Origin of the sequence: Enterobacter chuandaensis (assembly GCF_003594915.1) — a bacterium.
Classification (GTDB): Bacteria; Pseudomonadota; Gammaproteobacteria; order Enterobacterales; family Enterobacteriaceae; genus Enterobacter; species Enterobacter chuandaensis.
Window position 1 is genome coordinate 608800 of sequence record NZ_QZCS01000001.1, and the last position, 13621, is coordinate 622420.

The following is a 13621-nucleotide window of genomic DNA, read 5'->3' on the forward strand; positions in this document are numbered from 1 at the left end:
CTTCCTTGCTGTCTTACAGCGTAATCGCAATGTCCTTGCCCTCAACACTGCTAGCGACAATCTGCATGTAAAAGTTCTGTTCGTCCGCTGGGCAAGTGACATCATGAATATATCGTTCACATTTCCTCTCAACATCACAGTTATACCTACAGCAAAAATATGCTTTTAACGCTAAAAAAGTTTCACTCACCTAACACATTGATTAATAATGGAGTTCAAACCCATGCTGCTTTAGTATAATTGATGCCATTAGTTATACTCCTACAGACGTTGATTCATGTAAAAGATGCGCAACCCAACTGCAGACTGCCATCTCGCAGCATCGGATCTACTTCTGCTTCTCTGCAGCAAACAAAACATATATGCTTAAACACATATAAAAATCACACCTGCAGGAACACCCATGCTCCACCCCCTCCAGCTCTTCAAAACCCTCTCCGACGAAACGCGGCTCGCCATCGTCATGCTGCTTCGCGAAGCAGGCGAACTGTGCGTCTGCGATCTCTGCTCCGCGATCTCCGAGTCGCAGCCTAAAGTCTCCCGCCATATGGCGCTGCTGCGCGAGTCCGGGCTGGTTATCGATCGTCGCGAGGGCAAATGGGTCCATTACCGTCTCTCTCCCAACATGCCTGCGTGGGCGGCAACCATTATCGACACCAGCTGGAACTGCCTGCGGGAAGAAACGCGCATGAAGCTTAAAAACCGACTTTCAGGCTCGTGCTGATCGAAACACATTCACAAAAACAGATATAACGGAGTAAGCGATGTTTCTGGCAGGGGCTATTTTTCTGTTTACGCTGGTACTGGTCATCTGGCAGCCCAGGGGGCTCAGTATCGGCTGGAGCGCCACCATTGGTGCCGTGCTGGCGCTGGCCAGCGGCGTGATTCACATTAACGATATACCTGTGGTGTGGAATATCGTCTGGAACGCCACGGCAACGTTTATCGCCGTCATCATCATCAGCCTGCTGCTGGATGAGTCCGGCTTTTTCGAGTGGGCGGCGCTGCACGTTGCCCGCTGGGGAAATGGTCAGGGGCGATTGCTGTTTACTTATATCGTGCTGCTGGGTGCGGCAGTGGCGGCGCTGTTTGCCAATGACGGTGCGGCGCTGATCCTGACGCCAATCGTCATCGCCATGCTGCTGGCGCTGGGGTTCAGCAAGCAGGCCACGCTGGCGTTTGTGATGGCGGCAGGTTTTATCGCCGATACCGCCAGCCTGCCGCTGATTGTGTCGAACCTGGTCAACATTGTGTCGGCAGACTTCTTTAAGCTGGGGTTCAGCGAATACGCCTCGGTGATGATCCCCGTTGATATCGCCGCGATTGCCGCAACGCTGGTGATGCTGCACCTCTTCTTCCGCAAGGAAATTCCTCCGGAATATGACCAGGCGAAACTTCATGAGCCCGCGCGGGTCATTCACGATCTCCCAACGTTCAGAACGGGCTGGGTTGTGCTGCTGCTTCTGCTCGTCGGCTTCTTTGTGCTTGAACCTCTCGGCATTCCGGTCAGCGCCATCGCCACCGTCGGCGCGTTGATTTTATTCGCTGTCGCAAAGCGGGGACATGCAATAAACACCGGAAAAGTGCTGCGCGGCGCACCGTGGCAAATTGTTATCTTCTCGCTTGGGATGTATCTGGTGGTGTATGGCCTGCGTAATGCCGGGCTGACGGACTCTCTCACAGGCGTGCTGAATAGCCTGGCCGAACATGGACTGTGGGCCACCACGCTGGGAACCGGGTTCATCACCGCGTTCCTGTCATCCATAATGAACAATATGCCCACGGTGCTGATTGGCGCGCTCTCCATTGAGGGCAGCACGGCAACAGGATTGATCAAGGACGCGATGATTTACGCCAACGTGATTGGCTGCGATCTGGGGCCGAAAATCACGCCTATCGGCAGCCTCGCCACCCTGCTCTGGCTCCATGTACTGGCGCAGAAAAACATGACGATTACCTGGGGCTACTATTTCCGGACGGGCATCATCATGACGCTGCCGGTCCTGTTTGTGACGCTCGCCGCGCTGGCGCTACGTCTTTCCTTCACACTTTAATGAGCCACTGATATGAGCCACATCACCATTTATCACAACCCCGCCTGCGGCACCTCGCGCAATACGCTGGAGATGATCCGCAACAGCGGCACGGAGCCGGAGATTATCCTCTATCTGGAAACCCCGCCGTCGCGCGATAAGCTGACCACCCTGATTGCCGGTATGGGCATTTCGGTGCGGGATCTGCTGCGCAAAAACGTAGAGCCGTATGAACAGCTCGGCCTTGCTGAAGATAATTTCACCGACGACCAGCTTATCGACTTCATGCTGCAATACCCGATCCTGATCAACCGTCCGATTGTGGTAACGCCGCTGGGCACCCGCCTGTGCCGCCCGTCTGAAGTCGTCCTCGACATCCTTCCGGACGCGCAGAAAGGAGCGTTTACCAAAGAGGATGGCGAAGCCGTCGTGGACGCCAGCGGGAAAAAAATAGAACGCAGGTAAAACAGGCAGGGCGAGTGATGCCTAAAGGTTTCCCTCGCCCGCAATTCTCCCCACCATCGCCCGAATCTCTTCGCGGGTTAACGGCGCCCGGTCGGTCACATAGTGCAGCGTCATCCCTTCGATGAAGGCATCCAGCGCGCGGGTGGTGACCGGGTCGAACCACTGTTCCAGCGTGGTCTGGCTCATTTTCATCCAGTCCTGCATTACCGTTTTAAGCGCCGCGCTGCGGTGCATAAATGCGTAGAGCTGATACATCAGCGCCATGTTGCGCGGCGTGGTCACCTGCGAGCTGTGGATCAGGGTAGTGATGGATTCACATGCCATTTCCGGCCCGGTGACGCCCGCGAAGAAATCCCGGTACTGCTGCGACATCTGCCGGGTAAACCACGTGAAGGCCTCCTCCAGCAGCGGCTCCATGCCGTCGAAATAGTAGGTCATCGACCCCAGCGGCACGCCCGCGCAGGTAGCGATTTTACGGTGCGTAACGGCGTGAATCCCGTGCTCAGCAATGGTATCCAGCGTTGCCTGCAGGATCTTCTCCCGGCGATGCGGATCGTTCGGTGGTCTGCTCATAAATTCCTCACGTGGTTTATGTACAAATGTACACAAACTTGCTAGTGTTGTCGCTACTGTTGTACTTCTGGTGCTACCCCGATGACGCTGACCTCTCCCCGTAAAGCCCTGCAGCTCCGCATGTGGGCGCTGTTTATGTTCTTCTTTATTCCCGGTCTGCTGATGGCCTCCTGGGCCACGCGTACGCCCGCCATTCGCGATATTTTGTCCGTCTCTACCGCGGAGATGGGCATCGTGCTGTTCGGCCTGTCGATAGGCTCCATGAGCGGTATTCTCTGCTCCGCGTGGCTGGTGAAACGCTTTGGCACGCGGGCGGTGATCCGCACCACCATGTGCTGCGCGGTCTTCGGGATGATGGTGCTGAGCGTGGCGCTGTGGTTTGCCTCGCCGGTTCTGTTTGCCCTGGGGCTGACGGTATTTGGCGGCAGCTTCGGCTCGGCTGAAGTTGCTATCAACGTTGAAGGAGCGGCGGTAGAGCGCGAGATGAACAAAACCGTGCTGCCGATGATGCACGGCTTTTACAGCCTCGGCACGCTGGCCGGTGCGGGCGTGGGGATGGCGCTGACGGCCTTTGGCATGAGCGCAAATCTGCATATCCTGCTGGCGGCGCTGGTATGCATCATTCCGATTTTGACCTGCATCCGGGCGATCCCGAACGGCACTGGCAAGAACGCCTCTGATGAACACCATTCAGGCGAAAAAGGGGTGCGCTTCTACCGCGATTTCCAGCTGATGCTGATTGGCGTGGTGGTGCTGGCGATGGCGTTCGCGGAGGGTTCTGCCAACGACTGGCTGCCGCTGCTGATGGTGGACGGCCACGGCTTTAGCCCGACCTCCGGCTCGCTGATTTACGCCGGGTTTACGCTGGGGATGACCGTTGGGCGCTTCACCGGTGGCTGGTTTATCGACCGCTACAGCCGCGTGGCGGTGGTGCGCGCCAGCGCCCTGCTCGGCGGCCTGGGCATTGCGATGATCATCTTTGTGGACGTGGCCTGGATTGCCGGAGTCTCGGTGATCCTCTGGGGACTGGGTGCCTCGCTCGGCTTCCCGCTGACTATTTCGGCCGCCAGCGACACCGGCCCGGATGCCCCGACCCGCGTCAGCGTGGTGGCAACCACAGGCTATCTCGCCTTCCTGGTCGGGCCGCCGCTGCTCGGTTTCCTGGGTGAGCACTACGGGCTGCGCAGCGCCATGCTGGTGGTGTTAGGGTTAGTGATTATCGCGGCGCTGGTGGCGCGCGCGGTGGCAAAGCCGGAAACGGAACAAACGTCAATGGAGAAGGGATATGAGCGTTAAACTGATCGCCGTCGACATGGATGGCACATTCCTGAGTGATGCCAAGACCTATAACCGCCCGCGCTTTCTGGCGCAGTATGCGCGCATGAAGGCGCAAGGCATTCGCTTCGTGGTTGCCAGCGGCAACCAGTATTACCAGCTGATCTCCTTTTTCCCGGAGATTGCGCATGAAATTGCGTTCGTCGCCGAAAACGGCGGTTGGGTGGTCGATGCCGGGGAAGATGTGTTCAACGGCGAGCTGACAAAAGAACATTTTGATACCGTCGCGACGGTATTAAACGACGTGCCCGGTATAGAGATTATTGCCTGCGGGAAAGGCAGCGCCTACACGTTAAAAGCCTATGACGATTTGTTCATCGATATCGCGTCAAAATATTATCATCGCCTCGAAAGGGTGCAGGATTTCGACAACCTGAACGACATTTTCTTCAAGTTCGGGCTCAACGTTTCCGATGACGAAATTCCGCGCATTCAGGCGCTGCTGCATGAAAAGCTGAGTGACATCATGGTGCCCGTCACCACCGGTCACGGCAGCATTGACCTGATTATCCCCGGGGTGCATAAGGCTAACGGCCTGCGGATCCTGCAAAAGCGCTGGGGCATCGAGGACAGCGAAGTGGTGGCCTTTGGCGACAGCGGCAACGACGTGGAGATGCTGCGCCAGTCCGGGTTCAGCTTTGCGATGGCGAATGCCAGGCCGCATATTAAAGCGGTGGCGCGTTTTGAAGCGCCGAACAATAACGAGGAAGGCGTTTTAAACGTGATTGAGAAGGTGTTGGAGGGAGAAGCGCCGTTTAATTGCTAACGTCTGGTGACCTCACCCTAACCCTCTCCCCAAAGGGGAGAGGGAAAAAAGATTATGGTTGCAGGGCGTTGCCGACGCGTTTGTCTTTCAGGAACACCACCATCAAGCCAACCCACAGCACGCCGTTGGCGAGGTTAAACAGGCTGAAAAGCCCGTTGCCGCCCATCGCGTAAGCGTGCTTGCTCACTTCAATACCGACGGTAAAAATCAGCATCTGCAGCATACCCATCGCCGCGGACACCGTACCTTTACTCATCTCGCTGGCAAACAGCGTCAGGCGCACCAGCCCGGCGTTCGCCACGCCAATCCCGAAGGCATAAATGCTGAGCCCCGCCGTCATCCACAGGTAGGCGTGAGATGACGCAACGGTCGCCACCGCGGCCAGAATCAGCCCTGCCGCAATTGGCCAGCCGCCCATGATAATCAGGGAACGTACGGTACGGCGCGACGTCAGACGGGCCAGCACCAGGTTACCGATAATCAACGCCCCGAAAATCGGCACCTGCAGCAGGCCATATTCGTAGCTGCTGAGCTTTTCACCGCTGATGATAATAACCGGTGACTGCGCGATCCACGCCAGCAGCGGCAGGCTAACGAATCCTGTCGCCAGCGCGCCCGCCACAAAGCGGCCATTTTTCAGCACTGCTTTGTAATCCCGGCCCAGCTCTTTGAGCGAAAGTTTCTCGCCTATGCGGGTAGCGGTTTCCGGCATCGCGCGGTGCAAACCAAAGAACGCGATGGCGGCGAAAACGGCGAAGAGCACAAACATCCCTTCCCACGGCGCAACATGCACCCACGCGGCCCCCACCAGCGGCCCGAGCAAGGGGGCAATCAGCGCCACGTTCGCCATCAGCGCGGTAATTTTGATACACACCGCCTCTTCAAACGACTCCTGAATAGCGGCATACCCCACGGCGCCGATAAAGCACAGGCTCACTCCCTGCAGGAAGCGCAGCAGAGTAAATTGTTCAATGTTTTGCGCCAGCAGCGTGGCGAGGCAGGTGACGATAAACCACACCACGCCCGTCAGCATCACCGGACGGCGGCCAATACGATCCGACAGCGGGCCTAACAGCCACTGCAAAAACATGCCGCCGGCCAGATAGGCGGTCATGGAGGTTGGTACCCACTCAATTCCCGCGTTGTACTGCTCCACAACGGCCAGCATACCGGGCTGGATCATATCGTTGCCGATATAGGTAGAGAATTCGTAGAGCACCAGACACAGAGGGAAAAGCAACGCCTGACGACCCAGACGTGAACCAGAAGAAGGACGGTTTAACATGCAATCTCTTTATAATGACAAAATCGCGACGAGTTTAATGAAATGCCGCAGCCCGAGATAGTGATTTATCGAGGAGAAACAGAAATAAAGCACATATCATCTTCGTTTAAGGTTTCCTTAAGTTGACAGATTTATGATAGCGCGATTACTCGTCAATGACCCCTAATTATGGCACTCACTTTCAGCCGTTCAGAATTGTCTAACTTACAGACAAATAAGACAAAACAACTTTACCGCTTACCGCCCCGCTTTTATGGTTATCAGCTTTTAGTGCTGATAGCACTTGCCGTGGTGTTTACGTGGCTATCGCGCGATGAAGCGCTCGACAGATGGATCACCGGGTTTTGGTATGACGCGGCGACACAGACTTTCCCGCTGCAGAAAGACCACCTGCTGGATCTGCTGAACCATCGTCTGGCGAAGTACATTGCCATTGCCATGGCTGCCGTGGCGCTGCTTTACGGCGCTTATAAACGTAACGCAAGGCTGGTCACCGCCGCGCTGCTGATGGGGCTTGGCGCGCTGGTAGTTGGCGTGCTGAAAAGCATCAGCCACCACAGCTGCCCGTGGGATCTGGTGGAATATGGCGGTAAGGCCGTGTCTTACCCCCTGTTCAGTGCCGTTCCGGCAGACAGCGGCCCGGGGCGCTGTTTCCCTGGTGGTCATTCCTCCAGCGGTTTTATGGTGATGGGGCTGTTTTTTGCCTTCTGGCGCGAGCGTCCGCGTCTCGCCTGGAGCTTTGTGGTCCTTGGCGCGCTTCTGGGTCTGGCGATGGGCTTCGGCCAGGTGATGCGCGGGGCACATTTTTTCTCTCACAACCTGTGGGCCGGGTGGTGGGTCTGGTTTTCCCAGGTGGCGGTCTACGGGCTGGTTTCCACCCGGTTTGCAAAAGAGTGATTACGCTATGCTAGAGAATCTGAATTATCAGCTGTTTTATCTGATCAACGCCACCCCGGCCTCGCCAGAGTGGATGATTGATTTTGCCACCTTTCTGGCGAAAGACCTTATCAGCATCGTGCCTGCGCTGGCCGCCATTCTCTGGCTGTGGGGGCCGCGCAGCCAGGTTAAGGCACAGCGCCAGCTGGTGATCAAAGTCGCGATGGCGCTTGGGGTAAGCGTGCTGGTCAGCTATATTCTCGGCCACGCGTTCCCGCACGATCGTCCTTTTGTCGATCACGTTGGCTATACCTTCCTGCACCACGCGCCGGATGACTCCTTCCCGAGCGATCACGGTACGGTTATCTTCACCTTTGCGCTGGCTTTCCTGTTCTGGCATCGCCTGTGGTCGGGTGCGGTGCTGATGGTGGTCGCGGCGGCGATCGCCTGGTCGCGCGTCTATCTTGGCGTCCACTGGCCGCTGGATATGGTCGGCGGTTTCCTGGTAGGGCTGATTGGCTGCGTGAGCGCGGCTATCCTGTGGAATCTCTTCGGTGAGGCGCTCTACCGGGGGCTCTCTTCGCTGTATCGCGCCATTTTTGCCATCCCGATCCGCAAAGGCTGGATACGTGACTAACCCCAACCGGACAGGTTACACTGAGCCCCCGCCCTGCGGGGGCTCACTTTTTTATCCCGAGGAACTATGGAAACACGTCGCGATGACCGCATTGCTCAGCTGCTACAGGCGCTGAAGCGCAGCGATAAGCTGCATCTTAAGGAAGCCGCCAACCTCCTCGGCGTCTCAGAGATGACCATTCGTCGGGATCTAAACAGCGACAGCGCTCCCGTGGTGCTGTTGGGCGGGTACATCGTCCTTGAGCCGCGCAGCGCCAGCCATTATCTGATCAGCGACCAGAAAACGCGACTGGTGGAAGAGAAGCGCAAAGCCGCACGTCTTGCGGCATCGCTGGTACAGCCACACCAGACGCTGTTTTTTGACTGCGGCACTACCACGCCGTGGATTATCGAAGCCATCGACAGCAGCATCCCCTTTACCGCCGTGTGCTACTCCCTGAACACCTTTCTGGCGCTTCAGGAGAAACCCGAGTGCCGGGTGATCCTCTGCGGCGGCGAGTTTCACGCCAGCAACGCCATCTTTAAGCCGCTTAACCTGCAGGACACGCTCAGCAATCTCTGCCCGGACATCGCGTTTTATTCTGCCGCAGGCGTGAACGTGCGCCAGGGCGCAACCTGCTTTAACCTGGAGGAGCTGCCGGTCAAGCACTGGGCGTTAAACGCCGCGCAGTATCATGTGCTGGTGGTCGATCACAGCAAGTTTGGTAAGGTGCGTTCGGCAAGAATGGGCGAGCTGGCGCAGTTTGACGCTATCGTCAGCGATTGCCGCCCGGACGACGAGATTGTGGCCCATGCAAAGGCGCAGCAGGTGAAGTTGATGTATTAAGAGGGGTGCGGCCTGACGCCCTCACCCCGGCCCTCTCCCACAGGGAGAGGGAGAAAACCGGTTTAACTAAACCAGCTGCCAAACCAGCTATGGAATTTCATCAACACGAAATCCCACATCCGGCTGAAGAAGCCGCCCTCTTCCACCGCTTCCATCACAATCAGCGGACGCTGTTCAATCGACTTGCCGTTTAGCTGGAAATCAATCGTCCCGACCACCTGGCCTTTTTTCAGCGGCGCGGTGAGCTGCGGGTCGGTCAGGGTATAGCTGGCCTTCAGGTTTTTCAGCTGACCGCGCGGAATGGTCACCGAGCCTGCTTCACCCGCGCCCAGATTCACCTCGCTCTTGTCTCCAAACCAGACGCGCTGGCTGACGAACGTGGCGTCCGGTTTAATCGGCGTCACGGTTTCATAGAAGCGGAAGCCCCAGGTCAGCAGTTTTTCTGACTCGTTAAAGCGGATGCGGTCGGTTTTGGTGCCCAGCACCACCGAGATCAGGCGCATGTCGCCCTGCGTTGCGGAGGCCACCAGGTTGTAGCCCGCGCCCGCCGTGGTGCCGGTCTTCATCCCGTCCACGTTGACGTTGCTGCTCCACAGCAGGCGGTTGCGGTTCGGCTGGCGAATTTTGTTGAAGGTAAACTCTTTCTCTTTATGGATGGCGTATTCATCCGGCACGTCGTGGATCAGCGCTTTCCCCAGCAGCGCCATATCGCGCGCGGTGCTGAACTGTCCCGGCGCATCCAGGCCGTGGACCGTTTTGAAGGTGGTGTTGGTTAAGCCAAGCTTCTGCGCATAGCCATTCATCAAACCAATGAAAGAATCCTGACTGCCGGCAACGTAGTCGGCCAGCGCGATACACGCATCATTTCCCGACTGAATGATTACCCCTTTATTCAGATCGGAAACGGAGACCTGATCCCCTGGCTTCAGGAACATCACGGAAGACCCGCGCAGCGCCGGGTTGCCGGTCGCCCAGGCATCCTTTCCGATGGTGACCATGTCGTCCAGCTTAATCTTGCCCGCTTTCAACGCCTGGCCGACCACATAGCTGGTCATGATTTTGGTCAGGCTGGCCGGATCGAGTTTCTCATCCGCATTGCCTTCCGCCAGCACTTTACCGCTGGAGTAGTCCATCAGGATCCAGGCGCGCGCATCCACCGGGGGCGCTTCGGGCGCAGCCTGTTCCGCTGCGTGGAGTGCTGGTGCAAACAGGAGAAGGAGCGCAGAGCCTGCCGCCAGGCTGCGCAGAGAAGTCATTTTTCGCGTCATAAATGCCACCCGAGTGTCCATTCAAAAATTACGTCACATCACCGTGTCGCAAGAAGCGATGAGTAATAGCGCACTAAAACGGTTAAAGAAACCCAACGAGGGTAAAGTTATTAAAGTTTATGCAATAACATTCATTTACGCTTTGATTCAGGCGATTTTTTTGTCTTCTGTTGCGTAATTGTTAGGTTTATCTCACCATGGCAAAAAGCTGAACCGGATTCACACTCATCAGGAGTAAATATGATTACGCTGTGGGGCAGGAATAATTCGACCAACGTTAAGAAAGTGCTCTGGACGCTGGAGGAACTGGATTTACCGTTCAACCAAATCATGGCTGGCATGTCGTTTGGCGTGAACAAAGAGGCCGACTATCTGGCGATGAACCCGAACGGCCTGGTGCCGCTGCTGCGCGATGATGAAACCGACGCGACGCTTTGGGAGTCCAACACCATTGTGCGTTACCTCGCCGCTCAGTACGGTCTTGGCCGCCTGTGGGTAGAAAACCCGGCGCAGCGCGCGCAGGGTGAGAAATGGATGGACTGGGCGAACCAGACGCTGTCACCCACCCACCGCGTGATCCTGATGGGGCTCGTCAGAACCCCTGAAGCCGAGCGCGACTACCCCGCCATTCATGCCGCTCAGGATGCCTGCGAAAACCTGTTTGCGATGATGGACGATGAGCTGGCGAAGCATAAATGGTTCTCCGGCGATGCATTCGGCGTGGGCGACATTGCCGTGGCGCCGTTTGTCTGGAACCTGACCAACCTCGGCCTGAAATGGACGCCGCGCACCAACCTTGACCGCTGGCTTAATCAGCTTAGCGAGCGCCCGGCGTACCGTAACGTGGTGATGATCCCGGTCACCTGATTACGCACCGGACGGGCTGACTTTTAACAGTTGCCCGTCCGTTTCGTCGGTCAGGACATACAGATAGCCATCCGGCCCCACCCGCACATCGCGAATACGTTGATTCCGGTCGCCCAGGATTCGCCCGTCTTCCGTCACCTTATTGCCGTCCACGCTCAGTACGATCACGTCCTTTTCCTTCAGCGCCCCAATAAACAGCTTGTTTTTCCACTGCGGGAACACGTCGCTGTTGTAAAACGCCATGCCGCTGACCGCGGGTGACACTTTCCAGACAAACAGCGGCTTCTCGGTTCCCTCAACGTGTTCGCCTTTGGCTTCCGGAATTTTCAGCCCACTGTAGTTGATGCCGTGCGTCGCCAGCGGCCAGCCGTAATTTTTGCCCTTCTCCGGGATGTTGATCTCATCCCCGCCGCGCGGGCCGTGCTCGTTCAGCCACAGCGTGTCGCTCCACGGGTTCATCGCCATCCCCTGCGGGTTGCGAATGCCATAAGACCAGATTTCAGGCCGCGCGCCAGAGGTGTTCACAAACGGGTTGTCCGGCGGCACTTTGCCGTCTTCGGTGAGGCGCACCACTTTACCCTGCAACTTATCCAGATCCTGCGCCGTCGGGCGCTGGTTGTTCTCGCCGAGAGCAATAAAAAGAGCGCCTTTGCCGTCAAAGACCATACGTCCGCCGAAATGATTCCCGGTGGAGAGTTTCGGCATCTGGCGGAACACCACCTGGAATCCCTCAATGCCGGAAAGATCGTCGCTCAGGCGGCCATAGCCCACCGCCGTTCCGGCTTTGCCGTCATTCCCCGCTTCGGCGTAGCTCAGCCAGACGCGGCGCGACTTTTCAAAATCCGGGGCCAGCACTACATCCAGCAGTCCTCCCTGTCCATTCGCCCACACCTTCGGCACGCCGACAATCGGATCGGAAAGCCCTTTCCCGGCCTGCCAGCGTTTGAGCTGGCCGCCTCTCAGCGTCACCAGCAACCCTTTATTGTCCGGCAGAAACGCCATCGACCAGGGGTGATCGAGTCGGTTTTGCAGCACCTCGACCTTCACCGCCTCGGGCGCAGCAAGAAGTGAAAACGGAATGAACAAAGCAGGCAGAAAAATCAGCGAGGATCGAGGCATAACGCGCTCCTTTATCGGCATATGGCATATAGATTAGCCACAAGCTCCGGCCGCGTTAGCACTTTTACAAAAGCTTAATCAGAAGGGGGAGTTGCCTCCCCCCGGGCTCAGTGCTGTTCAAGCGTCTCGTGCTTGTTCAGACACATGATGCAAAGAGAGAGCGTTGTCAGGCAGTTTTCAAGCTTCTCCGCGTTCACAGCGATAAACGTCGGGCAGTCGTGGCGTCCGTTCATCAGACATACCCCTGCAATGGAGAGCACCTCAGCGGAGCGACGCAGCGCCATTAGCTCACTTTCGCCGCATTCCGCCTTCAGGGTCGGTGCTTTTTCACGCATGAAATTACACAGTTCAAACAGATTATCACGCAGATGTTCGCTTTCGCTGACTGACATATAGCCTTTTGCCTTCCTGAGCTGCAGATAGGCGGCCAGGTCGATTCGGGCATTGATCAGCTTGTTAAGCAGATCGCGTTTCAGTCTGTCAACGGTCATGCTATTTCCTCCTCTGTCAGCCATGTTGCACATTCAGGATAAGGTCATTTTTTGTACAGTTTAATGCCTGAGATCAATTATTCTTAACTGATTAACATTATTTACAATGTTACAACCTCTGCCTGGCGCATCCGCCTTACAAAGAGTGTATAAATCCCCCGCGATACGCTGTAAAATCCCGCCCTGATAACTCCATAATTGATGAATTTTTAACCTATGAGCAATGTTACGCACCAGCCGAAAATCGGCTTCGTCTCCCTGGGCTGCCCAAACAATCAAAAAATAAATTATGCCCTCTAAACACACGCCTTGCTTTACTAACTGAAATATATGGAAAAGAGGCCATTGACCTCTTTTTGTTACCCTTGAGCATCATCCCTTTGGAGGGAATGGATCTTTACCGTGTGAATCACTATCACGAATTTGACCATTGGGACGATGAATCACAAGTTCACTGCCTTGATTTCGGGCAATAGCACGACCAGCATCTATCGCCTCCTGCTGCGTGCTATGGGTTGATGTAACTTTTCCATTTCCTGCCCCTCTAACAGCCCAAGCCCCATTGTGGGGTACAACATGTTGGTTCTTACCCATACAAGTTACCTGCTGTGAAAAAACACACCATATGGTGCAATTCATAATTATAGATACAATATATTGAGTATCACTTGTTCACTGTCACATTTTTAATACTCAATCGTAATTACCTCACACATCTCATTCGCATCAACCCTTTAACCATCATCTTGAGTCAGCTGTTTATCTTAATAGACTTAAGTCATCATTTTTATGTGCAATCCAAGTTACTTTTTTGTAAATCTAGCCATAAAATACTCTTGTACAGTTTGTGTACGGGGATTAGGTGAATGGCTATGACTGAAGAACAATTCGAGCGAGACTACCCGAAAGATCAGTACAACTACGTTCATAAAAGCAGTAGAACTAAAGGATCAATGGGTGAAACTGAAATTGATGTTTATGACATTGTTTCAAAGGAAACAGGGAAAGTAGTTATTACGGCGACACGTACAGAGCACACTAGACATAGGCCCCTTAAGACAACAACTTCTTGGGATTGGTA

16 protein-coding genes are annotated in these 13621 nt (G+C 55.7%); 10 read left to right on the forward strand and 6 right to left on the reverse strand.

The genetic code is table 11. The features are described 5' to 3' along the window. The first annotated feature begins 403 nt into the window (after positions 1-403). The 3 genes from D5066_RS03065 to arsC are packed head-to-tail and all read left to right on the forward strand — an operon-like array spanning position 404 to position 2498. Positions 404-724, forward strand: a complete 321-nt coding sequence (locus tag D5066_RS03065; protein ID WP_119915010.1) for a metalloregulator ArsR/SmtB family transcription factor — start codon at positions 404-406, stop codon at positions 722-724. A gap of 40 nt (positions 725-764) precedes the next feature. After that, positions 765-2054: an arsenic transporter gene (locus D5066_RS03070; RefSeq protein ID WP_119915011.1), complete on the forward strand. Its 1290-nt coding sequence runs from the start codon at positions 765-767 to the stop codon at positions 2052-2054. A gap of 12 nt (positions 2055-2066) precedes the next feature. Next, positions 2067-2498 (forward strand): glutaredoxin-dependent arsenate reductase, encoded by a 432-nt coding sequence (gene arsC, locus D5066_RS03075; RefSeq protein ID WP_119915012.1) that lies wholly within the window; start codon positions 2067-2069, stop codon positions 2496-2498. A gap of 21 nt (positions 2499-2519) precedes the next feature. Here the strand turns inward: arsC and D5066_RS03080 are convergent, their stop codons facing one another. Beyond that, entirely contained in the window at positions 2520-3071 is a 552-nt protein-coding gene (locus D5066_RS03080) for a TetR/AcrR family transcriptional regulator (protein WP_119915013.1), read from the reverse strand. 81 nt (positions 3072-3152) lie between these two features. On the opposite strand from D5066_RS03080, the gene D5066_RS03085 reads away from it, so the two are divergent. Then, positions 3153-4367, forward strand: coding sequence for an MFS transporter (locus D5066_RS03085; RefSeq protein WP_119915014.1), 1215 nt, complete (start codon positions 3153-3155; stop codon positions 4365-4367). Then, positions 4357-5172, forward strand: coding sequence for a Cof-type HAD-IIB family hydrolase (locus D5066_RS03090; RefSeq protein WP_119915015.1), 816 nt, complete (start codon positions 4357-4359; stop codon positions 5170-5172). The genes D5066_RS03085 and D5066_RS03090 overlap by 11 nt, the downstream gene beginning before the upstream one ends. Positions 5173-5224: 52 nt before the next feature. Here the strand turns inward: D5066_RS03090 and D5066_RS03095 are convergent, their stop codons facing one another. After that, positions 5225-6457 carry an MFS transporter gene (locus D5066_RS03095; protein ID WP_119915016.1) on the reverse strand — a complete coding sequence of 411 codons (1233 nt, stop codon included), beginning with the start codon at positions 6455-6457 and terminating at the stop codon, positions 5225-5227. Between the two features lie 168 nt (positions 6458-6625). Between D5066_RS03095 and D5066_RS03100 the strand changes: the two genes are divergently transcribed. From D5066_RS03100 to deoR, 3 genes are all read left to right on the forward strand, one after another. After that, a complete protein-coding gene (locus D5066_RS03100) occupies positions 6626-7354 on the forward strand; it encodes a phosphatase PAP2 family protein (protein WP_119915017.1) in 729 nt (242 codons plus the stop codon). Between the two features lie 7 nt (positions 7355-7361). Further along, on the forward strand, positions 7362-7970 hold the full coding sequence (gene ybjG, locus D5066_RS03105; RefSeq protein ID WP_119915018.1) for an undecaprenyl-diphosphate phosphatase: 609 nt from the start codon (positions 7362-7364) through the stop codon (positions 7968-7970). 66 nt (positions 7971-8036) lie between these two features. After that, on the forward strand, positions 8037-8795 hold the full coding sequence (deoR, locus tag D5066_RS03110; RefSeq protein ID WP_119915019.1) for a DNA-binding transcriptional repressor DeoR: 759 nt from the start codon (positions 8037-8039) through the stop codon (positions 8793-8795). A 62-nt stretch (positions 8796-8857) separates the two neighbouring features. Here the strand turns inward: deoR and dacC are convergent, their stop codons facing one another. Then, positions 8858-10063, reverse strand: a complete 1206-nt coding sequence (gene dacC, locus D5066_RS03115; protein ID WP_080328164.1) for a serine-type D-Ala-D-Ala carboxypeptidase — start codon at positions 10061-10063, stop codon at positions 8858-8860. Between the two features lie 240 nt (positions 10064-10303). On the opposite strand from dacC, the gene D5066_RS03120 reads away from it, so the two are divergent. Further along, positions 10304-10930 (forward strand): glutathione S-transferase family protein, encoded by a 627-nt coding sequence (locus D5066_RS03120; RefSeq protein WP_119915020.1) that lies wholly within the window; start codon positions 10304-10306, stop codon positions 10928-10930. On the opposite strand, the gene D5066_RS03125 is transcribed toward D5066_RS03120, so the two are convergent. The 3 genes from D5066_RS03125 to D5066_RS03140 all read right to left on the reverse strand — a co-directional run bounded on the left by D5066_RS03125 (position 10931) and on the right by D5066_RS03140 (position 13134). Further along, on the reverse strand, positions 10931-12049 hold the full coding sequence (locus D5066_RS03125; RefSeq protein ID WP_119915021.1) for a PQQ-dependent sugar dehydrogenase: 1119 nt from the start codon (positions 12047-12049) through the stop codon (positions 10931-10933). Between the two features lie 107 nt (positions 12050-12156). Next, positions 12157-12540 carry a biofilm formation regulator BssR gene (gene bssR, locus D5066_RS03130; RefSeq protein WP_080327774.1) on the reverse strand — a complete coding sequence of 128 codons (384 nt, stop codon included), beginning with the start codon at positions 12538-12540 and terminating at the stop codon, positions 12157-12159. Positions 12541-12912: 372 nt separating this feature from the next. Further along, on the reverse strand, positions 12913-13134 hold the full coding sequence (locus tag D5066_RS03140) for a DUF2188 domain-containing protein (RefSeq protein WP_111969869.1): 222 nt from the start codon (positions 13132-13134) through the stop codon (positions 12913-12915). A gap of 272 nt (positions 13135-13406) precedes the next feature. Here D5066_RS03140 and D5066_RS22960 point away from each other — a divergent pair. Continuing rightward, positions 13407-13621, forward strand: a 215-nt coding sequence (locus D5066_RS22960) for a hypothetical protein (protein WP_123922683.1), incomplete at its 3' end; no start/stop codon positions are given.